Below are 20,781 nucleotides of genomic sequence, written 5' to 3'. Positions count from 1 at the left end.
CCCGGAGAGGCGCACCAGGCCGGGCCGCTCCAGGTGAAGACCCGGGGAAGCGCATGGAGAGCGGGCGTTGCTGGCCGCAGCCGTCCGCGCGGGTGTAGAACACTTGTGGCCAGCCCATCTTGCTCGCGAGCCGCAACGTGAGCCAGCTCTTGTCATCGGCCTTCTTCAGGTCGTCGAGTCAGTCGGAGCGCTGCTCGGCGGTCGACTTCTGCGCGGCCGCGATGCCGAGTTCGCGGTGCACGGCCGTGAGTATCTTCTCCGCCTGGGCGCGCGCCGGTACCGCGCAGATCGTCACGCGGTGGGAGCGGACGGCGTGACTCGCGAAGCAGTCGGGTCTAAGGACGCCTGCGCCCGGGGTCGGCGTATTCGGCTCGCTCTGGGCCGCCGCGTCACGTGAATCGCCTGGTGGCCACCTGCTGTCGCCGGTACGGGGAAGGTGCCGGCGTCCGGATCCTAGACAAGGAGACCCACCCTGCAGTCGGCCCTGCGCTACCTCCACCTGCGGGCGGGACGCCTCGCCCCGGCCTTCGGCACCGCCCGCAGCCACCTCCGGTGGGAGTACGGAACACCGGTTTTACCGGCACGCCGACGACAGATGGAGCGCCTGCAGGTGGTGCCCCGTCGGCGCGTTGTCAATCACCACCGGCTCCGGTCGGAGCGATTGGCTGCTCTTCGGTATGGCCCTTTACTCCGGAATCAGGCATATGAGCCAAGGGTGACAGTGATCCGTATGACCGGTCCGGGCCCTTTCGCGCCGTCAGACTCCTGGAAGGGAACGCTTCAGTGGGGCGTGGGTGTGGGCGTGGCGAGGGCGAGACGGGGTGGGCGTGATCGAACGCGGTAGTGCTGCTCCGGGTGAGACCGGCCACGGCGTCCCGCACGCACGCGCGGCGACGGAGGACCGGTCGGGCGGGCGACAGTACGGCGACGAACAACGGCAGGGTGACGGCCCGGCGCGTGCGGTGCCGCGGCATGTGGCTTGTGTAATGGACGGCAACGGCCGCTGGGCGCAGCGGCGCTCGCTTCCCCGTATGGCGGGCCACCGGGCTGCGGAGACCACCGTCATCGACATCATCGAGGCGGCTCGGGCCGCGGGCGTCGAGTGGCTGAGCCTGTACGCCTTCTCCACCGAGAACTGGAACCGCCCGGGCATTGAGGTCGACTACCTGATGCGCTTGGTCCGCCGGGTCGTGCGGAAACACGCGCCGCTGCTGCTCGCCCGCGGCATCCGCTGCCGCTTCCTCGGGGTCACTGACCCGCGCATCCCCCGTGAACTGGCTCGGGACTTCGACGACTTGGCGACGCTGACCGCCGACAACCAAGGGATGACGCTGACCGTCGCCTTCGACCACGGCGGGCGCCGGGACATCGTCGAGGCCGCGAGATCACTGGTCCGCAGCGGGACGCCCGCCGACGAGGTGACCGAGCAGCTCTTCGCGGACCATCTGCCGTTTCCCGACACCCCCGACGTAGATCTGGTCATCCGTACCTCCGGCGAGCAGCGCATCTCCAACTTCATGCTCTGGCAGGTCGCCTACGCCGAGTGGGTCTTCCCCGAGGCGCTCTGGCCGGACTTCCGGGCCCCCGACTTCCTCGCCTGCCTGCACACCTACCGGTGCCGCGACCGCCGATTCGGCGGCGTGCCGCCCCGGACGAACGGAGACCCATCATGACGACCGGAACCACGGGAACGGCCGACGAGACGCCCCTGTTCGGCCCGGAATCGCAGTTCAGCGCCTTCTTCGACGATCCGCGCTGGGCGCTGGCCATGATCCGCGCCACCGTGCTGGAGGCTGCTCATCCGCAGATCGGCGCCGCCCTCGTCGACAACTCCACCTTCGTCGCCCACCCCTGGCGCCGGCTGCGCAACACCTTCCTCAGCATGCGTCGCATGTTCGGCGCCGACTCGGCGGTACGCGAACGGGAGGCCGCCCGGCTCAACCGGCTGCACGCCCGCATGAGCGGATCCGACTCCCGCGGCCGCGCCTACGACGCGATGGACCGCGCGACCCGCGCCTGGGTGGTCGCCACCCTCTTCGAGAGCGCCGTCACCATGCTCCGGCTGAGCGGCCAGCCGCTCGACCAGGACACGATGGAGCGGATGTACGCCGAGTACCGCGCGTTCCTCGCCGCACTCGATGGCGATGCCGCTGAACTCCCCGAGGACCTGAACGACTTCTGGCGATACTTCGACCGGGTCGTCGAAAACGAGCTGGAGAACACCGAGGCCGCCCGCGTCATCCTCTACCGGCTCTTTGACCACCTGCCCGCCCCGGCCCTGCTCGACGGCGCGCCGACGCTGTGGGCGGCTGGCCGCGCCGTCGCCGGCCCGCTCCTCGGGGCGATCACCGTCGCCTCGCTCCCCGAGCCCTACCGGCGCCGGGCCGGCCTGCCCGAGATGCCCGGCACCTCGGCCCTCATGCAAGGCGCCTACCTCGCTGCCGGACTCGCCCGCTTCCTGCCCAAGGGCTGGATCAACGCCGAAAGCATCATCGAAGTCCTCTCACTCTCACCTGACAGCGACGACCCCCGCGCCCGGACCGTGACCGCCCTGCACGCCCGCATGAAGCGGGCGTCGGCCCTGCTCCGCCTCCTCACACCGCTGGGCGGCGACGCCGATCCCGCCCCGGCGCCTTCGGCGGGCTCAGGTTCGGGAGAGGGCCGACGCTCGGCGGAGGAGTTCTTCCGCCAGGTCCTGGACCAGACCGGCGACGGCCACCTCGACTGGCCTGACCTCGCCGCCATGGCACGCGAACTCTCCACCCGCCTCGACCTTGACGAACCCGAGGAGACCCGCCTCTACGACGCCTTCGCCGCTTGGTGGCGGGAGCTCCAGGCCGCCCTCGACACGGACGGCGACGGCCGCGTCAGCGCCGAAGAGTACGCCACCGCCGTCCCCACCCTCGCCGGACCCGCGCTCATCCGCGTCGCCGAGGTCCTCTTCGACGCCACCGACAAGGACGGCAGCGGAACCATAGACGCCGACGAGTACCGCACCCTCTTCCGCACCGCCTTTCACCGCGACCTCACCACCACCGACGGCACCTACGGCCAAAGCGCCTTCGTGGGCGACTTCCTCTCCTTCATGTCGGGCCGCCGCACAAGCACCCCGTACGACCCTCTTCTCGCCGATGCCTAAAACGCATCCAGATCCGAGTCTGCGGATCGACCGACCCAGGGCTCCTTAGGGGACGGTGCCCCCTTACGACAAGTACGCCAGGACCGCCGTCGCTAGGCAGTGTCTTCAAATGATCACCGCTGGTGGATCATGGTGTCGTGATACGTCGCCATGAACTGTCGGATGCCGAGTGGGAGTTCGTCCGGCCCCTGTCGCCCAGGCCGTTGCGGGGTAGGAAGCGGCTGGACGATCGCATGGTGCTCAACCGGATCGTGTGGAAGTTCCGGACGGGGGTGGCCTGGCGGGATGTGCCCGAACGGTTCCGGCGGTGGGCTCTGGACGGAACGTTCGAGCGGATGCTGCAGGCCGCCCAAGCCGGGGCGGACGCGGCCGGGACGTCGACTGGCTCGTGTCGGTCGATTCCACCGTCGTCCGCGCCCACCAGCACGCTGCCGGGGCACGAAAAGGGGGCTCCGCAGCCCCGCACTCGGACGATCCCGAGGTGGCCTGACCAGCAAAATTCATCTGGCCTGCGACGGTGTCGGCCGTCCGCTCGCTTTCACACTCACGGGCGGCAACACCAATGACTGCACCCAGTTCACTGCGGTGATGGAAGCGTTACGAGTGCCGGGCGTCGGCCCGGGACGGCCCCGAGTACGACCCTCCCACGTGCTGGGCGACAAAGGCTACAGTTCCCGGGCCATCCGCACCTGGCTGCGACGACGAGGCATCGGTCACACCATCCCCGAGCGGGCCGACCAAGTCCGGAACCGGCTCCGGCGCGGTAGCCGCGGCGGGCGCCCACCGTCCTTCGACAAGCAGCGCAACATGGTGGAACGCTGCTTCAATCGGCTGAAGCAGTGGCGCGGCATCGCCACTCGCTACGACAAGACCGCGGAATCCTTCGGGCCGCGTTGGAGCAGGGCGCCCAGGCGCACGGGTTTGAGGCGGACCTGTGGACCTTGGAGACGCAGACGGTGGCCAGTTGAGCGGGCGAGAGACCCGGTCGCCCGTCCCGCGGGTGCCAGTCGGCGAAGTCCTCGTCGCACCACAGTCCATCGAGGCGGTCACGTACCCATATCGCCGTCGTGCCACCCGGGTTGCTCGCCCGCGCGACCTGCACAGTCAGAGGCGGGACTTGCTCACCGGAACGGGGCGAAGGGACAACAGGCACCTCGACAGCTGCATGGGTCGGCGGAACTACCCGAGCATCCCCGTTGACCATGCTGCCGCACCGGGAAACTCCAAGATTCCCGACAGAGTCAAGCTCAAGAAGTGGGAGCCGGTGCTGCCGGCCCCACTCTTGCGCGACGTGACGTGTCGAGTAGAGATCAGCCGCCGGACTGCACGGGCTCCAGCTTGATGCTGAAATGGCGAAGGATCGGCGACTGACCCACGATGCGGTAGCCGTGCACCGATTCGGGGTTCTTGGCTATGTCCGCCAGGGTGGCGGCGACATGGTCGTAGTGGCTGCGGGTGTAGACCCGACGGGGGAGTGCCAGCCGCACGAGTTCATAAGGTGCGGTCTTGATGGAGTTGCCTTGTTCGTCCTCTTCCCCGAGGTACAGGCTGCCCAGCTCCGCCGAGCGGATGCCTCCGCGGAGGTAGAGCTCACAGACCAGTGCGGTGCCCGGGTACTGGTGCGGGGGGATGTGGGGCAGCAGCCGCCCGGCGTTGACGTAGAGGGCGTGCAGGCCTGCCGGCTCCACGATGTCGACTCCGGCCTCGCGGATGCGCGCGGCGAGGTGGGCGGCTATGTCGGCGCGTTCGGCGAGGTAGGCCGGTTCGGTGACTTCCACAAGTCCGCGGGCCATCATGTCGAGGTCACGGCCGGCCAGGCCGCCGTAGGTGGTGAAGCCCTCGGTGGCGATGAGCAGGCCCGCGCACTTCTCGGCGAGTTCAGGGACCTTGAGACCGATGAAGCCGCCGATGTGGACGATGCCGTCCTTCTTCGCGCTCATGACGCAGCCGTCCGCGAGGCGGAAGGCTTCCTCGGCGACCTGGCGGGGGGTGCGGTTGGCGTAGCCGGGCTCGCGCTGGGTCACCAGCCAGGCGTTCTCCGCGAAACGCGCGGCATCCAGGATCAGGGGCACGTCGTGGCGGCGGCACAGTTCGGCGGTCCGGTACAGGTTCTCCATGCTGACCGGCTGGCCACCGCCACCATTGTTGGTGATGGTCATCAGCACGGCCGCCACGGGCGCTTGATGCGCGTTGTCCAACGCCTGCTCAAGGGCGATCAGGTCGATGTTGCCCTTGAACGGGTAATCGCTGTCGAGGTCCTTCGCCTCGGCGCAGGGCAGGTCGTAAGCCTGGCAGCCGGTCAGTTCGACGTTGGCGCGGGTGGTGTCGAAGTGGGTGTTGGACAGCACGCTCGTGCCGGGCTTGAGCAGGGCGGAGAACAGGATGCGCTCGGCGGCGCGGCCCTGGTGTGTCGGCAGGATGTGGGGGTATCCGGTGAGTTCGGAGACGACCTCGTGCCACCGGTAGTAGCTGCGGCTGCCGGCGTAGGACTCGTCGCCGTGCATGCCCGCGGCGAGCTGGTCCGCGGAGATGGCACCGGTCCCCGAGTCGCTCAGCAGGTCGATGGTGACCTCGTCGGCACGCAGATCGAAGGGGTTGTAGGCGACCCGCTTCAGCGCGGCCTCGCGCTCCGCTCGGGTGGTGAACGCGATCGGTTCTACAACTTTGATGCGGTACGGCTCCACGTAACTTCCTTTGGTGCGGTGTGCGGGATGGCATGATCGGCGGCCTTGCGACCGGAGTTCAGAGCGCTCTGGGTGCGTTGTGCAGCTAACAGGCCGACTTGCGCGTACTGCTCTGTCGGCGCCCTGGTCAGATAGGCCTCGGAGGACAGATAGGCCGTGATGCGGGGCTGCCGGTTTCGCTCGTACACGAGAGCGAGGTAGGCGATCAGCCCCACACCGTCGGTGAGCTGTCGTTGTGTGAGAGCGCGCAGGCTCCGGCGCAGGACCGTGGGGTCCATGCCGAACCGGGTCAGCAGGGTGGTTGCCCGGTCGAGGGCCTCCTCGTCGTCGCGCACGTAGTCACGGACGGGGATGTGGAGCGTGAAGCCGCTCGGGTCGCTGTCGCCTTCGGTGAAGGCATGGCAGGTGAGCGCCGACCGCCGCAGCAGGCGCGGCGTACCGTCCCCTTGCTGCCCGGATGGCCGGAGGGGTCCGGCGGCCGCGTGGAAGAAGTGGCGGATGTCTGCCGCTGCGGCCCCGGAGGCATGGCTGAGCGCGCAGGCGTCGTCGGCCGACATACGCGGATGCTTCACGTAGACCTTGACGCGAGGTGACTCCCAGGAGCCCAGATCCAGTGCGAGGAACGGATAGCCCGCCGCGGGGGGAAGCTGCGCGAAGGCCTTGTCGTAGCCAAGTCGGCGTAACGCCTCTTGCACGGTGTGTGCAGCGTGCTCGGGTCCGGCGGCGGAGGGGTTCAGATAGACCTTGACGCCGGGGACCCCTCCCGCGCGCAGATCGAGCGCGTACCACAGTGCCAGTGGCCCCTCGGCCGTAGCGGGGAGGAACAAGTCGTCCAGGGCGTCGAGTTGATCGGTGGAGAAGTTCCAGCGGGCGGCCATCGCGTGGATGGCCTCGAGTCCGGCGCGGCCGCTGTCGCCCATGTCCTCGTGGGCCCATCCGGGCTCCACGAGCACCCGCAGTGCCGGGGCGGCGTCCGACGTGCAGGCCAGGGAGAACTCGACGGGAGTGTGGTCGTCGGAGAGGAAGCTGGGCGACGCCGGGGGCAGAGACAACGGTCGCCGGGCGGAGCCCGCGAGGGAGTCGAGCAGGACCAGCCCGTACAGCGCGGTGTCCGCTTCGCTCAGGCCCACCGCGGCGCCGAGGCGCTGTAGTTGACCCAGCACGTGATCGCCGAGCGTGGCCTTACCGGGTTCGTCTGCCGGTATGCCCGCCTCCGGCAGGGACGTCATCGCGTTCCTCGCACGGCACGGCGCAAGAAGCGTCTGTATGGCGCGGAGGTACGGGGACGTGCTGCGCCGACGAGGCGGGAGACGAGGGCCGATCCGCCGTAAGCGGCGGGTATTCGGCCCTGCGCCTTTTCGGGGTCGTCGCGCCCGCACGAGTTCCTGCTGCTGGATGTGGTGCGCCGTTGGCCCGGTCGGTTGCCTTCGGAACGGGGCGCGGAGGTTGCGAGGTTCACTGCCTCTCCTTCATCTCGTGTCACTCCAGACACTCCGCGCTGTCCTACCCCAGCAGTTGATCTTTCATGCAGGCTACAACAACTGCCCGTGTCGTCTGCATCACAGGGGGTGCACCGGCCTACTGGCCCGTCAGCCACCTCACGAAGCTGCTCCAGCGCGCCGGCTTGCCGGTGGCCTGCGGCTCCGCGGGCGCGGGCGTGGGCGCCAGGGGAGGGTGCGCCTGGTGGCTAGGGGACGCGGCCGTCGGCTCGGACGCGGCCGCGGGGCGCGGGGTGACCGCACCGAAGCGGACGGGCAGGCTGGCCAGAGCCCGGTTGAAGGGGCCGGGCCGCCAGGCGAGGCTGTCCGCGGGGACCGCGAGTTCAACGTCCGGCAGCGCGTTGAACAGAGCCTCCAGGCCGGTCAGGGCGATGAGCCTGGCCGGTTCCTTGGACGGGCAGGCGTGCGGGCCTGCGCTCCAGGCCAGGTGACCGCGGGTGTCGGCCCCCTGGTCCGCGAGCGCCGTATTGGCGGCACCGAAGGACACCAGGACCAGCTCACCGGCACGGACCTTGTCGCCGGCCACGTCTGTGTCGGAGACCGGGTAGTGCGGCGCGTAGTTGGACATAGGCGCGTTGCGCCACAGGGTGTCATCGAGGGCCTTGTCGAACTGCCCGTTGCGCGCGTACTCCTCAACGGTCAGCATCGTGTAGAAGGCGTTGCCGATGAGGTTGCCCTCCGGCTCGCCGCCCGCGCCGAGGAGCAGCACCAGCGTGTGCGCCAGTTCCTCGTCGGTCAGCTGTGCCGGGTGCTGCATCAGGTAGGACGTGATGTCCTCCCCGGGATGGACGCGCTTGAGTGCCACCAGCTCGCCCACCGCCTGGAGCAGGACCTGGCTGGCCTGCTCGGCATTGACGCCGTCGAACATGCCGGAGATGCCGAACAGGACGCGGTCGCCGATCTCCGCCGGGCAGCCGAAGAGTTCGTTGAAGACGTACAGGGGGAGCTGTTGCGCGTAGTCCCTGAGCAGGTCGGCACTGCCGCGAGCGCTGAACTGGTTGATGAGGAACTGGGCGGCCTGGTTGACGATGCGGTTCAGCCGGCTGTTGCTGACGCGGGCGAAGCTCTCGGTGATGGCCTGCCGCAGTCGCACGTGCTCGGCGCCGTCGGTGAACATGCAGTTCGGCCGGTAGGCCAGCAACGGCAGGACCGGGCTGTCGGGGCGGATGAGGCCCTCGTTCAGCGCACGCCAGCGGCGCGCGTCCTTGCGGAAGGCAGTGGGGTCCTGCAACAGCTCAAGAGCCGCGTTGTAGTCGGTCACCAGGGTCGCCTCCACGCCGGGCGCGATGGTGACCGGCGCCGTGGGGCCGAGCTGGTGCATGTAACGGTAGTACGCGTGCGGGTTGGCGGCGAACTCCGGGGTGTCGAGGGATATGCGCTGCCCGCTGCCGTGTGCGGGGCAGCCGGGCGGAGGTACGGGAGGGGTTGTCATGCGTGCTCCAGGGCGGCGCGCTTTTGCAGATAGCGGACCATGGTGATCAGGGCGTTGACGGACGACGCTTTGTCGCGCGCGTCGATGGTGACGACCGGGGTGTCGGGCAGCAGGTCGAGCGCCTCCCGGACTGCTTCGGGGGTGTGTACCGCGCTGCCGTCGAACTGGTTGAGGGCCACGGCGAAGTCGAGGCCGTAGCTCTCGACCAGGTCCATGACCTCGAAACTGTCGGCCAGTCGCTCGGGGTCCACCAGGACCAGGGCGCCCAGCGCTCCGCGGGCCATGTCGTCCCACAGATTGACGAACCGCTGCTGGCCCGGTGACCCGAACAGATACAGCACGATGCGCTCGCTGAGGGTCAGGCGACCGAAGTCCAGGGCGACCGTCGTCGTGGTCTTCCCCTGAACTCCCTTGAGGTCGTCGACTCTCTCCGAGAGGCTCGTCATCTGCTCCTCGGTGGACAGTGGCGCGATCTCGGAGAGCGAGCCGATCAGAGTGGTCTTGCCGACGGCGAAGTGCCCGACTACCAGGATTTTCACCGCAGTCTGCTGTGCACCGCTGCGCACGTAGGCGTCCTCAGACAGAGAGAGCCTTGAGACCATCGAGCACCTCCTGAAGCAAGGTCTTGTTGGCGAGACGAGCCGAGGGCACCGGCGCACGGGTGACCAGATAGCCCCCCTCGGCGAGGGAACTGAGCAGCACCTTGACGACTCCCAGAGGCAGCTGAGAATGGGCGGCGATCTCAGCGACCGAGAGGTAGCCGCTGGAGCACATCTCCAAGATCTGCTGCTCCTCGGGCGAGAGCCGCTGGGGACGCTGCTGATCATCGGTGGATGTCGTGACGAGAGTGATGAGGGCGAACGCGCCCTCGTCGAGCAGGTCACGCCCACGGGTGATGACATAGGGCCGGACTAATTCTCCGGCCTCGGACACGAGCTCGGGCTCGGTACGGTCCGGATCCGTCATGAGGTGACCGTGTCGGTGCGGCGGCCGGTCGACATGGCCTTGCCCAGTCGGCTGACCAGCTGCTGCATCCGATACGTGATGTCTCCCATGTCGACCTCGGCGGACGCTGCCACGGCGAGGTAGGAGCCACCTCCTGCGGCATTCAGGAACACCCAGCCACCGTCGAACTCGATGAGCGTCTGGCGCCAGGTCGTGCCGTCGTCACCACAGAAGAATCCGACGGACCGGCTGAGCGACTGCAGTCCGCTCACGGCGGCGGCCACCTTGTCGGCGTCGTCCCGGCCGATCTCCGCGGTGCGGGACATCTGCAGGCCGTCAGCAGAGATCAGGACTGCGTGCAGGGCATGGGGAATCGCCAGCGCGTCCTCGAGCATCCAGGACAGGTCGTCGCTCACGGGGCATCGAATCCTTCGTGTGTATCGGCAGGAGTGTCGCGTTCGGCGGCCGGTACCCCCGCACTTCGGCCGCTGAGAGTGCCGCGCTGAAATGCGCCCATGGCCGCCACCCGTGCCTCCGCCGATCGGGCCGGCGGCGCAGTCGCTTCATCGGGCTGGTTGTCCGGCACGAGTGCCATGGCGCGGCGCTTGTTCTGTCGCCGGGGCAGGTCGCCCGCTGTCGTCGCGGGAGCCGAACCGCTTTCCCCTGTGCCCGCGTTGGCTCCTTGTGTTGCGGCGGGCCTCGCGGGTTCCGGCATGTCGGTCAGCAACTCCTTCGGCACCATCACCACCGCTCGGACGCCGCCGTAGGGAGAAGTGCTGTCGATGGTGACCGTGAACCCGAAGCGCGCGCACAGCGCACCGATCACCGCGAAACCGAACGCGGGAGGATTGCCGAGTTCGGAGACGCTCACCGCGGACCCACTGGACAGCAGAGCGGTGGCGGCCGTCTTCTCTTCCTCGCTCATGCCGACGCCTGCATCGTCGATCACGATGCACATGCCCTTGGGCACCGTCCGCACTTCGACGTCGACCATGGAGGACGGCGCCGAATAGCTGGTGGCGTTGTCGAGCAGTTCGGCCACCGTCAGCGCGACCGGCTCGACGGCGCGGCTGGTCACCGCGATGTCCACCCGCGAGGCGATGTCGATGCGCTGGTAGTGCCGGATACGGCCCTGAGCTGCGCGGATCACGTCGTAGATGGATGCCGCATCCCGCTGCCGGCCGAGCCACCCGCCGCAGAGCACGGCAATGGACTGTGCACGCCGGTTGAACTGCGAGTTCATGTGGTCGACGTCCAGAAGATCCCGCAGCACGGCCGAATCGCCGTACTTCTTCTGCAGCCCGGAGATGGCCCGCTGCTGTTCCGCCGCGAGGCCCTGAAGGGTCTGCATCGCAGACTTCAGTACGGTATTGGTGGCGTTCTCCGCCTCTTCCTTTGCCTGTCGGACCACCTCGTCGTAACCCCTGCGGAGCTCTGCGATGGTGGACTGGAGGCCAGCGTGGCTGCCCTGAAGTTCGGTCAGATCGCTTTCGAGTCCCCGCTTCTGACGGCGCAACGACTCAGTCGTTTTTCGCTGGCGAACGACCACCATGGTGGCGACAGGGACGCCGGCAGCAAGCGCCCAGACCGTCGGATCCTGCAAAATTGTCATGTGACTCTCTTTGAGCGGCTGGAGTCCAGCTCTCGGAATCTGTCCATGCGGACCCTCGGCGTGGGCAGCCTTCACCACCCGGAGAGCCCCCTGGCTGTAGCCAAGCCGAGGAAAAAGTCCACGTGGCATGTGCCCGAGATCGTAACACCAAAGGATCATGACACTTTGTCAAGTGCGCCACGCCGTGGCTACGTTGGCGAAAAAGGCATGCTCAGGTCAGTGAAGAAGATGTGAGTGCGACGTGGAGACTCGCAACAGCCGGCCATGCAGTGAGTCGCCCAGCAGTGTGCTGTCCGAGTTTCCGCAGCGCAGGGACGCCCTCACCTGGCGACCGGGTGCCCGCACCGGGACGCGCGCCGGCAAGGCGAAGCACGGGCGAGAGGCGTCCGCTCAGCGCAAGATGGCTAATTTGGGTGTGGCTGGGGGAGTGCGAGGCGTCGACGACTCTGACGCACCACTTCAGCGCCCCTGCGGGAGACCGACGTCATCCGTCAGCACTACGCGCACCACGAAACTGAACGCGCCCGACACCCGGGAGAGGGAGCAATGCGTCCCGGGCCTGTCCATAGCGACCGACGCAGGAGGATCTCGTGACGATGTTCCTCCCTCATCGAGGATGGTGAATGCGCGGGGTGGAGCCTTCCGTGCGGGAGGTTCAGCCGTCGCCGACCCGTCGGGCGGGGCGGCCGAGGCGCGGGATCCGAGAAGGGTTGAGCTCAGTGAGCCGCGGCTTGTCCCGCCTCGCCAGCATGGCCGGGGCCCCGGTGGTTCCCGTGGGGCAGGCCGGCGCCTGCCGATTCATCTCGGGAAGCGTGACCAAACAGCTCTCTGGCCTGCTCACGGCTCCGGTGAGCGTCCGGAATTGCACGTTCACGTGGAGCACCACTCACGCTGACTGGCGATGGGGTCGTCCGGACGGAGCGAGTTCGCACGGCAGTGACGGCCGCCTGGCGCATGGCTGCGCAGAGCTCGGCGAACCCGCCGCGCTCGCCGCGTAGGGCTCGTGAGGTGGCCGGAGGGACACGTCCCCGTTGTCCGGTTCAGGAGGGTGGGAGAGGAGCGAGGGGCGGCCGGTCACGCTGTGCGGCTACCCTGTGGGATTGCCCCCTTGCTGAAAGTAGCCCCCCCGCGGGCTGGGTGCCGACGCGGTTTGAGAGAGTCGCGGATTACGGTGGTGGGGGACTACTTGCGGACCCGGGTGTTCACGGCGGGATGCGCGTCACCGCTGTCCGCGTCCAGGCTCGCGAGAAGGCGCAACCCGTCCTCGGCGGGGCTGTCGGGGGTCGCGGACAGTACCAGCAGCTCCATGCCTGACTCATCCGGTAGTGCGAAGTTCTCCTGGTGCAGTTCCAGCAGTCCTACCAGCGGGTGCTGGTAGGCCTTGCGTCCATGGGTGCGGGCGCACACGTCCGCCCGGGCCCAGAGTCGGCGGAAGCGCTCGCTGCTCATCGCCAACTCGCCGATGAGCGAGGCCAGGCGGGGGTCGTCGGGGTATTTACCGGCCGCCAGACGCAGGTGTCCGACCACGTCGAGGGTGCAGTTCTCCCAGTCCGCGTAGAGGCCTCGCTCGGTCTCATCGAGGAAGATGTGCCGGGCGGTGTTCAGCCCCGGCATCGGCCGGCCGTAGAGGAGCCGGGCGAGACGGTTCCCGGCGAGCACGTTCAGGCGGTGGTCCATGATCAGTGCGGGTGCGTCGGCGACCAGGTCAAGGACGCGCAGCAGCTCCGGTCGGAGCCGCCCGCCGGGCGCCTTCGCCCGGCGGCGGCGCTGCCGGGCGAGCCGGTAGAGGTGCCCGCGTTCGGTCTCGTCGAGGCCAAGGACGCGGGCGAGCGCGTCGCAGACCTGCTCGGAGGGCTGGGTCGCGCGGCCCTGCTCCAGGCGTACGTAGTAGTCGACGCTGACTCCGGACAGGTGCGCGACCTCTTCGCGGCGCAGCCCCTCGACCCGGCGGCGACTGTCGGTAGGGATGCCGACGGCCGCCGGGTCGACCCTGGAACGCCGGGTCCGCAGGAAGCTCGCGAGATCGCCCATGCCCCCAGTATGGCCTCGGTGTTGCCCGGGAAGGTGGCACTGCCGATACCAGGAAGTCCCGTCCGATGGAAGAGGAGCCCCTGAACGCCGGGCGCCGCGGCGCCCAGAATCGAAGGCACCCGATCCAAGGAGTTGCCGTGAAGACGCTGATTGTCTACGCCCACCCGGAGCCGAAGTCGCTCAACAGCTCGCTGAAGGACCTCGCGGTGTCCACATTGCAGACTGCCGGGCACGAGGTACGGGTGAGCGATCTGTACGCGATGAACTGGAAGGCGGTCGTGGACGCCGCGGACTATGGTCCCGACGCCTCAACTCCGCTGCGGGTCGCGTTGGACTCGGGTCGGGCCTTCGACGCCGGGACGCTCACACCGGACGTCCTGGCCGAGCAGGAGAAGCTGCTGTGGGCCGACACGATCATCTTTCAATTCCCGCTGTGGTGGTACACGATGCCCGCTATCCTCAAGGGCTGGGTGGACCGGGTGTTCACCTACCACTTCGCGTACGGCGTCGGTGAGCACAGCGACACCAGGTACGGGGAGCGCTTCGGCGAAGGCACCCTGGCGGGCAGGAAGGCTCTGCTGTCAGTGACCGCCGGGGGACCGGAGTCGCATTACGCCGCTCGCGGGATCAACGGCCCCATCGACGATCTGTTGTTCCCGATCCACCACGGCATCCTCTACTACCCGGGCATCGAGGTGCTGCCGCCGTTCGTGCTGTACGGCACCGACCGGATGACCGGCGAAGACTACGCAGACGTGAGCAAGGCCTGGGAGCAGCGCCTGCTGACCATGGAGTCGACCGAACCGATCGCGTTCCGGCGGCAGAACTTCGGTGACTACGAGATCCCATCGCTGCACCTGAGGGAGGGATTGGAGCCCGCAGGCCGCACGGGTTTCGGGCTGCACGTGCGCGGCTGACCGCTGGCGGTGGACACCGGACGGGCTGGGGTGCGACCCGAGGAGCAGCCCGAGGGACGCGGCGATGGTAGGGGCGAGCGCTACCGGCCAGGTGCGGGCGAGCTTTTAGGCGTGCGTAGTGCCTGTCGTCGCGGAAGGGGCACTGCGTCAGAGATCGAGGTTCGTGCGTCCGAAATCTATCCGGCCGGAGAAGTGCAACAAAGGCCTGGCTACAGAACGTAGTTCAGCTGCCCGTCTGAGGTGAGCGTCCAATGTCGATGTGAACCAAGAGCACTGTCTCCAAAACGGCGGCAGAACTGCGGGCCTGGACCCCATTGCTCTGCACCGGTAGGCCCAGTTGGTCTGCTCGCCGTGCATGCGCGGAATGAATCCGCGGTCGGCGACTACGTCGGTTCCGCCCACTGGTGCCTCCTTCGTGGAGGGGGAGCCCGGCTGCCGGAGGTGGGCGAGCAGCGTGGCGCTGAAAGCGGCACGCTTGCGCTGGAAAACAGCCCCACCGCCCCGCAACGACCCATCACTGATCCCGCATACGCCTACGCCCCTCCTGGGCCGCTCGGCCCAGGAGGGGCAGTGGGATGTGTTCAGGGTTCGAGCAGGAGCCCGAGGACGTGGGCGAACTCTGCCGGCTCGGCGCTTGCGCCGAGGTGGTTGCCGGGCATGTCGATCAGAGGCAGCTCCAGAAGTTCAGCGAGTGCTTGGGTCGCCCGGCGCGCCATCTGGTGATGGCTCAGCGAGCCAGCGCACAGCGTCACCGGAACGCGACGGATGGCCTCGATGTCGGGGACGTAGAAGACCGTGGGGCCGGCCATCCGCCCCAGGAAGTAGCGGTTCTTGTCGAGTTCCTCGACCGGTAGCTCGGGTAGCGCCATATGGGCGGGAGGCGTCTGATCCGGTCCTGTGTGGTGGGCAGCGCCGCTGAGGTCAAAGAATTCTTGCACTGCCCGCTGAGGATCAGCCTCCGCAGCTTTGAACGCTGCTGCGGCTCGGCCCGCCAGAGCTGCGTCATCCAGGAGGGACACGAGGGGCGGCTCGTGCAAGACGGCCCGGCCGACCACGTCAGGATGCTGCTTGCCCAGCTCCAGCAGCGTCACGGCACCACCACTGGTACCGACAAACAGGGCGGGCCCTCCGGTGAACCTGTCGACAAGTGCAGCAAGGTCCTCGGCAAGGACCTCGGGCGTGGGCGCAGCCATCCCTGGGACCGCACGGCTGGCACCGGTACCACGCGGATCGTGTGTGACGACGGTAAACCGGCCTGCAAGCTCATGCGCCAGCGCTGCGAAACCGGCCCGCCCAGCCGGCGCGCCGACGAGGAACAGCAGTGGCCCCTCACCCTGGACACCGAAGGCAATCGTGCAGTCTGGTCGGTCGAGAAGGTCCACCGAACTCGTGACCCGATCACTGAAGTCCGCGATCTTCCGAGTGATCACATCGAGCGCACGGTCCAGCTCCTCGCGTCTATCGCGGACGCGACGGCGGTGAGCCCTCAGCAACTCCACTCGGAGCCTGGCCGGATCAGCCACCTTGTCGTCAGCGCCTGTGAACTGCGCGATATCGGCCAGTGGCATCCCCGTCTCACGGAGATGAACCAGCATGCGGATCAGCTCGACGTCGGCCGTCGTGTATTGGCGACGCCCCGCACTGTCGCGCCGTGGAGACGGTACAACCCCCTGACGTTCGAAGTACCGCAACGTGTCGGGCTCCAGACCGATCCACGCCGAGACCTCCGCGATACCAAACAGCTCATCTGTCTCACTCATGCCTCAAGCCTCGCCCCTGAACCTCGGTACAGGTCAAGCGATCGTCAGCCGACCGCGGCTTCGACAGACTCAGTCAACCTGTCCGGTCAGCACTACTAGCCCCACCGCCCGGTGTGCCAGCGCCCCCACCTGGACAGTCGTCGTAGCCGGCCCGGCTCCCGCCTCGGATACCGTGTTCCTCTACGGGGTGCCATAACGGATGTGACGCCCCCCACCGGAGGTAGTCAGCGTATGAGTTCAAAGCGCAGCAAGAATCCAGCCCTGCCCGTACTTGACGACGCATTTCGACTCGCGTCGGTCAAGGACGCCGAAGAGTCCACCCGTGACTTGGCCGCGCGATTGGCCACCACCGAGCTGCGCCGCGTTTCCCACCCGGGCCGGGTCACCTGGGAGCCCACCGATCAGGCCGAGCCCGTACCGGTCCCGCCGACTGTGGTCGACGGTGACGGGGACCTGTGGCTGCGGGACCGGGGGACTGGCACCTGGACCATGCCCGAGTTCAACCCGAAGGACTTCCCGGCCCGCTGTGGCGAGATTCTGACGTGGAACCAGCTTGCTCGCGAGTTCGGCCCCCTTACCGCACTGGCCGACGACCGCCGCATCGGCGGCGGCCGGCGCTGACCGCGCAGCCTTCTGGGATGACCGCGCCCCTGAAGCGCCCGTTACGGGTAGCTGGGAGCTCCAGCTCACCGCCGAACTCGACGATGGCGGCGAGCAGGTGAGCGTGGTGGTCGGTCACGATGTCTCCATGTTGCAGCCGGATACGTCGTCGCTGTCCGTGGGGTCGGGGTGGAAGAAGCGGGTGTAGCGGAGTCCGGTCTCCGGAGTGATGTTGAACATCGCGCATAGGTGCTGCGGGTCAGCGCCGGTGACGGCGGCTTCTTCGAGGGTTCGGTCCTCGCGAAGTTGCTGGGCGGTGACCGGGAGGCCGCGCAGCAGAGGCTGCATCCAGCCGGTTGTGACCGGGGCGCGGGTGTGCGCGGTCTGCGAGCTGATGAACAGGTGTGGGTTGCGGGTATGTGGCCAGCGCTGGTGCCGGAGGTGGATGTAGTCGACGGCAGCCTGCTGGGTGAAGGCGTCGAGGGGGTGATCGATGTCGCCGAGCGTGAGCAGGCCGCGGGTGAAGTCGATGGTGGTCAGGGGCAGCGCTCGGGCCTGGTGCGGGTAGAGCGCATGGATGCCGACGAGGGCGATCAGCAGCTTCAGGGCGGGGTTGGTCTCGGCAGCTGCGGTCAGACTCTGGATCGTTTCGGGGCTCAGCGGCATGGGCACCGAGCTGGGCCGGGATCCCAGGCTCACGCCGCGTGCGGGGGTTGGCGAACAACAGCCGTTCGCTCTTGAGGGTCTTGAACATGTCGCGCAGCGCGACGGCTTCGGTGTGCGACGCCGCGCATTGGGCGAGCCACTCGGTGACGTCGGCACGGCTGACCTGGCGGAGGGTGCGGTAGCGCTGCGAGCAGGCAAGAAGGAACGGGATCGCGGAGTTGGCCTGGTTTCGGACCGTGGTCGTCGAGCGGGGACGGCGGCGAGGTCCGCCGTGACGGACGATGCGGATCCACACGAGGGCTTCTTCGCGGATCTCCGGGTGCACGCCGGCCAAGCGGCGGTGGATCCACGCGTCGAGAGGGTCGATGCGGTCGTCGTCGAGGAGAGCGAGGCGGGCAAGGACTTCGGTGACCCGGATGACGGCACCTTGGTTTTGCTGACGCGGCAGCGTGGCAACGGTGCTGGCCTTGATCGTCTCGTACGGACCGTGGACGGCGGTCAGTAGGTACAGGCTGTTCCGCACTCGCTCGCGCAAGGCTGGTGACCAGCCTTGGGTCTCGGCGCTGGCATCGGCCTGTGCGGCGACGTAGGCGGTGAAGGCGGAATCGATCGGCGTGACGTCGGGCACGGTGACGCGCGACATGTCCCGAGCTGCGATGAACAGCGGCTCCTGGCGCCACCGGGGTGTCGCCCAGAAGGGGATGTCGGGCTGCTGGGCCGGCCTCCCCGGACAGTCCGACGCAGGTGATCGACGCGGGAGACCTCGCGGCCTGGCTGCTCGACTGTGCGGAAAAGGGGACCACCGGAACGTACAACGCGGTCGGCCCGACCGTGCCCTTCGGGGAGTGGGTCGCACTGTCGCGGGAGACCGGCCGGTACACCGGGCCGGTGGTGGAGGCGGACGGCGACTGGCTGCTCGGGCACAAGGTGGTGCAGGCCATGGGCCCGGAGTCGCTCCGTTCTCTCATGTAACCCGCGCCGGTGGGTCTCTAGGGGCATGAGGTGCTGTAGTCGCTCGCACCCCACTCACACTTTTCAAAGGAGGGTCCCCAGAACACCATGACCAATGCGATTCCTACCCCGATCAGCGCGAAGACGGCCCCCGCTGCGGCGACGAGCCAGTAGATGCGGGTGCCCGCGGACGAGGGCGTCCAGCGGGAGGGGTCGGCCGGGTCGTAGTAGACGGTGACCGGGGTGCCGGGCGGCGCGTTGCGGTGGAGCGCGCGGGCTACGTGGCTTTCGGTTTCCATGGGGCGGCCGTCGGCCGTGGTCCAGGCGATGACCGGGCAGTACATGGGGGTCGAGGGGCCCGATGGATCGGAACCAAGCTTGGTGGGGTGCAGGCGGGTCACCACCCCCTGCGCCCACGCGCCCTTTTGGCGCAGTCTCCGGTCCCGCAGGAGGCCACGACACGCAACTGCGCTCGTGATAGCGCCGGTCAGCATGAAGCCCGTGGGGAGCAACCAGAGTTCGAGAGGAAAAGGCACGTGGACCGTTTCGGATCAGCGTTGGCGGGACGGGGGCAGCGTAACCACGACACGGGGTGCAGCGGTGCGGAGGGTCCCTAGCGGTGCGACAGCGTCGATCTCTTGGGCATCGACGAGCTGGACGGTGCGTCACCAGGCGCTGATGGATCTCGCGGAATGAGAGGCCCGCCGCCGGTCCGCGCAGGGACAGACCCGGACCGGAGATGTACATCTCCCGCGCGACCGCCCGCCTGGCCGCGCCCATGCCCACGCCCACGCCCGCGCCCACGCCCGCGCCCGAGCCCGCGTCCGCGCCCGCGTCCGCTCCGGCGGTGGCGCCCGCCGTCCCGATGCCCTTGGCGCTGTTCCCGGCTGCGGGCTGCTGACCTGTAAGGCGGCTCGTCGCACCGAGCCGCCGACGACCTGACCGGACCAGCTCGCGCAAGCCGCCTGGTCTGCCAGACCTGGAAACGACCTTGGGGGAGCCGGTAGCAGGTGGCCCTCGTGTCCGGGTTGTAGCGCGGGACCATCTCTTTCTGGGATTGTCTGCGCATGTTCGAGTTACTCCCCGAGGTGGGTCTGCGGCTTCCTGGCTGTGCTGGCACCCTGCGCTTCGGCATGGACGAGCGCGCCGCGCAGTGGGCTGTCGCCACCGTTGCGGACGTTCGCGAGGGTTGGGTCTGTGGCGCCGACTGGGCCTTCAGCGCGCACTATCAGGGCCTGACGCTCGACGCCTACGGCGACGCCACGGACCGCCGCGGCCTGCACCAGAACACCCCTGGTCTGTCCGGCATCGGCCTCACCCGCGACCCCTTCACGCTCACCGGGCCATCTGCCTGCCCCGTTGTCCTTTGCGGCGTCGACCTCTTCGGCTACCCGCCCGCCGAGGTCTCTGATGCCCTCAGTGGCAACCTGCCCCCCACGCTCAAGCTCAGCGGCGAAGGTCTCTACCTGACCGCCGTGTCGCTCCACGCGGCGTCCGTACCTGTCGAGAGCTGATCACGACGGCGAGCCCGCGCGCACCGCCGACGTTTGCCCTCGAATGTGGCCCATGATCCGTGAGCACAACCAGCAGCCCGGACCCTGCCCGGCGCGCGGCGTGGCCACACAACGTGAGTCTCAGAAGAGGGTCCGTCCCGCGTTTGAGTGAGTACGGGTTCTGCGAACGGACCCCGGTGCGGCGGGGGCCCGGCGGCCCGTTTCTGATCTTGCTCGCGCAAAGGACCGTTCATGAGAGGCATTCTCTGCCGGAGTGGGCCCCCTTTCCGTCTGGCCAGGAGCGGGTCGGGCGGGCTTCGGCGAGCCAGGTGCGGGCTGCTGGAGGTGCGGTGCGCAGGTCGATGCTGAAGTCGCGGTAGCGGAGCCTGTCGAGGGTGTACTCGTTGTGTCCCTTCGGGGCCGGTGCGACGGTGTACTCCTGAGCCTGCTGGGCGGTGAAGTCGGGCAGGGCGTTGACGGTGCCCTGGTTGAAGGCCAGGCCGATGTTGACGTAGCCCGGGCCGAGTTGTGCGCGCAGGAAGGCACCGGTGGGTTCCGGGAACTCAGCCGGGCTGTCGCTGGTGTATGCGACGTGGCGTGGGACGGGCGCCGGGTGACGATGCGGTGGGTGCTCATCCACATGCTGGAGGAGACGGTCCGGCACTCGGGGCACATGGACATCGTGCGAGAGCTGATCGATGGATCGGTGGGAGATCACCGGGAGTACGCGGAGAACTAAGCGGCCGTCCGGTGGCCGATGAGCTGATGATCGCTGCCGGGTAGTTCAAGGTGCTTTCGTGATCCGGTTCTGTTCGGGAGTGGGTTGTTGAGGAAGCATCTGTGCCCTCGCGTGATCAGCTCCTACAGTGTGGTGTGAAGCGACCGGCTGCGCGCCGCCGGTATCGGCCTCGTGATCGTCTCCAACGCCCCGCACAACTGCCCCCTTTGCGATCCGCTCGAGGGGCGCGTGCTCTCCCTCGACGGCCCCGGCGGCACGCCGCGTAGGTCGCGTCTGGTATCGCCGATGGAGGGGATGTGGCACCCTGCACGAC

Annotated in this window: 20 protein-coding genes and 3 pseudogenes; 11 read left to right on the top strand and 12 right to left on the bottom strand. The window is 68.3% G+C overall.

Annotation, left to right across the window (positions count from 1 at the left end; translation table 11 throughout):
- The first annotated feature begins 962 nt into the window (after positions 1-962).
- The 3 genes and pseudogenes from uppS to AB0I94_RS28410 form a co-directional block, all read left to right on the top strand.
- On the top strand, positions 963-1,673 hold the full coding sequence (gene uppS, locus AB0I94_RS28420; RefSeq protein ID WP_363312616.1) for a polyprenyl diphosphate synthase: 711 nt from the start codon (positions 963-965) through the stop codon (positions 1,671-1,673).
- Positions 1,670-3,139, top strand: coding sequence for an oxygenase MpaB family protein (locus AB0I94_RS28415; protein ID WP_363312548.1), 1,470 nt, complete (start codon positions 1,670-1,672; stop codon positions 3,137-3,139). The genes uppS and AB0I94_RS28415 overlap by 4 nt, the downstream gene beginning before the upstream one ends.
- A 140-nt stretch (positions 3,140-3,279) precedes the next feature.
- Positions 3,280-4,015: pseudogene (locus AB0I94_RS28410) on the top strand (IS5 family transposase); the annotation flags it as partial.
- Positions 4,016-4,449: 434 nt separating this feature from the next.
- On the opposite strand, the gene AB0I94_RS28405 reads toward AB0I94_RS28410, so the two are convergent.
- The 7 genes from AB0I94_RS28405 to AB0I94_RS28375 form a co-directional block, all read right to left on the bottom strand.
- Positions 4,450-5,823, bottom strand: a complete 1,374-nt coding sequence (locus tag AB0I94_RS28405) for a tryptophanase (protein ID WP_363312547.1) — start codon at positions 5,821-5,823, stop codon at positions 4,450-4,452.
- Positions 5,796-7,052 carry a tryptophan dimethylallyltransferase family protein gene (locus tag AB0I94_RS28400; RefSeq protein ID WP_363312546.1) on the bottom strand — a complete coding sequence of 419 codons (1,257 nt, stop codon included), beginning with the start codon at positions 7,050-7,052 and terminating at the stop codon, positions 5,796-5,798. Before AB0I94_RS28400 ends, AB0I94_RS28405 begins: the two co-directional genes overlap by 28 nt.
- 349 nt (positions 7,053-7,401) lie before the next feature.
- Positions 7,402-8,754, bottom strand: a complete 1,353-nt coding sequence (locus AB0I94_RS28395) for a cytochrome P450 (protein ID WP_363312545.1) — start codon at positions 8,752-8,754, stop codon at positions 7,402-7,404.
- The gene (locus AB0I94_RS28390) at positions 8,751-9,356 is read right to left on the bottom strand and encodes an ATP/GTP-binding protein (protein WP_160509866.1); all 606 of its coding nucleotides are present in this window, start codon (positions 9,354-9,356) and stop codon (positions 8,751-8,753) included. The genes AB0I94_RS28395 and AB0I94_RS28390 overlap by 4 nt, the downstream gene beginning before the upstream one ends.
- Positions 9,331-9,720 carry a DUF742 domain-containing protein gene (locus AB0I94_RS28385; RefSeq protein ID WP_363312544.1) on the bottom strand — a complete coding sequence of 130 codons (390 nt, stop codon included), beginning with the start codon at positions 9,718-9,720 and terminating at the stop codon, positions 9,331-9,333. Before AB0I94_RS28385 ends, AB0I94_RS28390 begins: the two co-directional genes overlap by 26 nt.
- Complete coding sequence (locus tag AB0I94_RS28380; RefSeq protein WP_160509868.1) at positions 9,717-10,115, bottom strand: roadblock/LC7 domain-containing protein; 399 nt, start codon at positions 10,113-10,115, stop codon at positions 9,717-9,719. Before AB0I94_RS28380 ends, AB0I94_RS28385 begins: the two co-directional genes overlap by 4 nt.
- Positions 10,112-11,311, bottom strand: a complete 1,200-nt coding sequence (locus AB0I94_RS28375; protein WP_363312543.1) for an ATP-binding protein — start codon at positions 11,309-11,311, stop codon at positions 10,112-10,114. The genes AB0I94_RS28380 and AB0I94_RS28375 overlap by 4 nt, the downstream gene beginning before the upstream one ends.
- Positions 11,312-12,039: 728 nt before the next feature.
- On the opposite strand from AB0I94_RS28375, the pseudogene AB0I94_RS28370 reads away from it, so the two are divergent.
- Positions 12,040-12,309: pseudogene (locus AB0I94_RS28370) on the top strand (1-acyl-sn-glycerol-3-phosphate acyltransferase); the annotation flags it as partial.
- A gap of 184 nt (positions 12,310-12,493) precedes the next feature.
- On the opposite strand, the gene AB0I94_RS28365 reads toward AB0I94_RS28370, so the two are convergent.
- Positions 12,494-13,342, bottom strand: a complete 849-nt coding sequence (locus AB0I94_RS28365) for a helix-turn-helix transcriptional regulator (protein WP_363312542.1) — start codon at positions 13,340-13,342, stop codon at positions 12,494-12,496.
- Positions 13,343-13,479: 137 nt separating this feature from the next.
- Between AB0I94_RS28365 and AB0I94_RS28360 the strand changes: the two genes are divergently transcribed.
- Complete coding sequence (locus tag AB0I94_RS28360) at positions 13,480-14,259, top strand: NAD(P)H-dependent oxidoreductase (RefSeq protein WP_363312541.1); 780 nt, start codon at positions 13,480-13,482, stop codon at positions 14,257-14,259.
- 581 nt (positions 14,260-14,840) lie between these two features.
- On the opposite strand, the gene AB0I94_RS28355 is transcribed toward AB0I94_RS28360, so the two are convergent.
- Positions 14,841-16,019: an alpha/beta fold hydrolase gene (locus AB0I94_RS28355; RefSeq protein WP_363312540.1), complete on the bottom strand. Its 1,179-nt coding sequence runs from the start codon at positions 16,017-16,019 to the stop codon at positions 14,841-14,843.
- A gap of 231 nt (positions 16,020-16,250) precedes the next feature.
- On the opposite strand from AB0I94_RS28355, the gene AB0I94_RS28350 reads away from it, so the two are divergent.
- Positions 16,251-16,640: a hypothetical protein gene (locus AB0I94_RS28350; RefSeq protein ID WP_363312539.1), complete on the top strand. Its 390-nt coding sequence runs from the start codon at positions 16,251-16,253 to the stop codon at positions 16,638-16,640.
- Positions 16,641-16,754: 114 nt separating this feature from the next.
- Here the strand turns inward: AB0I94_RS28350 and AB0I94_RS28345 are convergent, their stop codons facing one another.
- The gene (locus AB0I94_RS28345; protein WP_363312538.1) at positions 16,755-17,285 is read right to left on the bottom strand and encodes a hypothetical protein; all 531 of its coding nucleotides are present in this window, start codon (positions 17,283-17,285) and stop codon (positions 16,755-16,757) included.
- On the opposite strand from AB0I94_RS28345, the gene AB0I94_RS28340 reads away from it, so the two are divergent.
- A complete protein-coding gene (locus AB0I94_RS28340; RefSeq protein ID WP_363312537.1) occupies positions 17,284-17,790 on the top strand; it encodes a hypothetical protein in 507 nt (168 codons plus the stop codon). The two genes, AB0I94_RS28345 and AB0I94_RS28340, sit on opposite strands and share 2 nt — an antisense overlap.
- A 239-nt stretch (positions 17,791-18,029) precedes the next feature.
- Positions 18,030-18,257 carry a hypothetical protein gene (locus AB0I94_RS28335; protein ID WP_363312536.1) on the top strand — a complete coding sequence of 76 codons (228 nt, stop codon included), beginning with the start codon at positions 18,030-18,032 and terminating at the stop codon, positions 18,255-18,257.
- A gap of 17 nt (positions 18,258-18,274) precedes the next feature.
- Here AB0I94_RS28335 and AB0I94_RS28330 read toward each other — a convergent pair whose 3' ends face one another.
- Positions 18,275-18,730, bottom strand: a complete 456-nt coding sequence (locus tag AB0I94_RS28330; RefSeq protein ID WP_363312535.1) for a DUF3592 domain-containing protein — start codon at positions 18,728-18,730, stop codon at positions 18,275-18,277.
- A gap of 245 nt (positions 18,731-18,975) precedes the next feature.
- Here AB0I94_RS28330 and AB0I94_RS28325 point away from each other — a divergent pair, with 245 nt between their 5' ends.
- Both AB0I94_RS28325 and AB0I94_RS28320 read left to right on the top strand, forming a co-directional pair.
- On the top strand, positions 18,976-19,137 hold the full coding sequence (locus AB0I94_RS28325; protein ID WP_363312534.1) for a hypothetical protein: 162 nt from the start codon (positions 18,976-18,978) through the stop codon (positions 19,135-19,137).
- A 166-nt stretch (positions 19,138-19,303) separates the two neighbouring features.
- Positions 19,304-19,750 (top strand): hypothetical protein, encoded by a 447-nt coding sequence (locus AB0I94_RS28320; RefSeq protein WP_363312533.1) that lies wholly within the window; start codon positions 19,304-19,306, stop codon positions 19,748-19,750.
- Between the two features lie 229 nt (positions 19,751-19,979).
- Here the strand turns inward: AB0I94_RS28320 and AB0I94_RS28315 are convergent, their stop codons facing one another.
- Positions 19,980-20,369, bottom strand: coding sequence for an erythromycin esterase family protein (locus AB0I94_RS28315; RefSeq protein WP_363312532.1), 390 nt, complete (start codon positions 20,367-20,369; stop codon positions 19,980-19,982).
- Between AB0I94_RS28315 and AB0I94_RS28310 the strand changes: the two are divergent.
- Positions 20,325-20,468: pseudogene (locus AB0I94_RS28310) on the top strand (DUF664 domain-containing protein); the annotation flags it as partial. The gene AB0I94_RS28315 and the pseudogene AB0I94_RS28310 overlap by 45 nt on opposite strands.
- Positions 20,469-20,781: the final 313 nt, after the last annotated feature.

The organism is Streptomyces sp. NPDC050147 (assembly GCF_040660195.1).
GTDB lineage: Bacteria > Actinomycetota > Actinomycetes > Streptomycetales > Streptomycetaceae > Streptomyces.
This window is presented reverse-complemented; position numbering and strand designations above follow the sequence as displayed.